Origin of the sequence: Streptomyces sp. NPDC026672, assembly GCF_040638185.1 — a bacterium.
Lineage (GTDB): Bacteria > Actinomycetota > Actinomycetes > Streptomycetales > Streptomycetaceae > Streptomyces.
On sequence record NZ_JBEZXS010000114.1, the window covers coordinates 1 to 1,193 of the forward strand.

1 rRNA gene is annotated in these 1,193 nt (G+C 56.7%); it reads left to right on the top strand.

The annotated features are described in order from the left end of the window. Window positions 1-1,172: ribosomal RNA gene (locus tag AB0F77_RS43020) — 23S ribosomal RNA — on the top strand; the annotation flags it as partial. Between the last annotated feature and the right edge of the window lie 21 nt (window positions 1,173-1,193).

Consider the following 1,193-nt stretch of genomic DNA (forward strand, 5'->3'; position numbering starts at 1 on the left):
GAGCTGGGGGTGGCCGCAGAGACCAGCGAGAAGCGACTGTTTACTAAAAACACAGGTCCGTGCGAAGCCGTAAGGCGATGTATACGGACTGACGCCTGCCCGGTGCTGGAACGTTAAGGGGACCGGTTAGTCATCTTTCGGGGTGGCGAAGCTGAGAACTTAAGCGCCAGTAAACGGCGGTGGTAACTATAACCATCCTAAGGTAGCGAAATTCCTTGTCGGGTAAGTTCCGACCTGCACGAATGGCGTAACGACTTCTCGACTGTCTCAACCATAGGCCCGGTGAAATTGCACTACGAGTAAAGATGCTCGTTTCGCGCAGCAGGACGGAAAGACCCCGGGACCTTTACTACAGTTTGATATTGGTGTTCGGTTCGGCTTGTGTAGGATAGCTGGGAGACTTTGAAGTCCCAACGCCAGTTGGGGTGGAGTCGTCGTTGAAATACCAGTCTGGTCGTGCTGGATGTCTAACCTGGGTCCGTGATCCGGATCAGGGACAGTGTCTGATGGGTAGTTTAACTGGGGCGGTTGCCTCCTAAAGGGTAACGGAGGCGCCCAAAGGTTCCCTCAGCCTGGTTGGCAATCAGGTGTTGAGTGTAAGTGCACAAGGGAGCTTGACTGTGAGACCGACGGGTCGAGCAGGGACGAAAGTCGGGACTAGTGATCCGGCGGTGGCTTGTGGAAGCGCCGTCGCTCAACGGATAAAAGGTACCCCGGGGATAACAGGCTGATCTTCCCCAAGAGTCCATATCGACGGGATGGTTTGGCACCTCGATGTCGGCTCGTCGCATCCTGGGGCTGGAGTCGGTCCCAAGGGTTGGGCTGTTCGCCCATTAAAGCGGTACGCGAGCTGGGTTTAGAACGTCGTGAGACAGTTCGGTCCCTATCCGCTGTGCGCGTAGGAGTCTTGAGAAGGGCTGTCCCTAGTACGAGAGGACCGGGACGGACGAACCTCTGGTGTGCCAGTTGTTCTGCCAAGGGCATGGCTGGTTGGCTACGTTCGGGAGGGATAACCGCTGAAAGCATCTAAGCGGGAAGCCTGCTTCGAGATGAGGACTCCCACCCACTTGATGGGGTAAGGCTCCCAGTAGACGACTGGGTTGATAGGCCGGATCTGGAAGCCAGGTGACTGGTGGAGGTGACCGGTACTAATAGGCCGAGGGCTTGTCCTCAGTTGCTCGCGTCCACTGTGT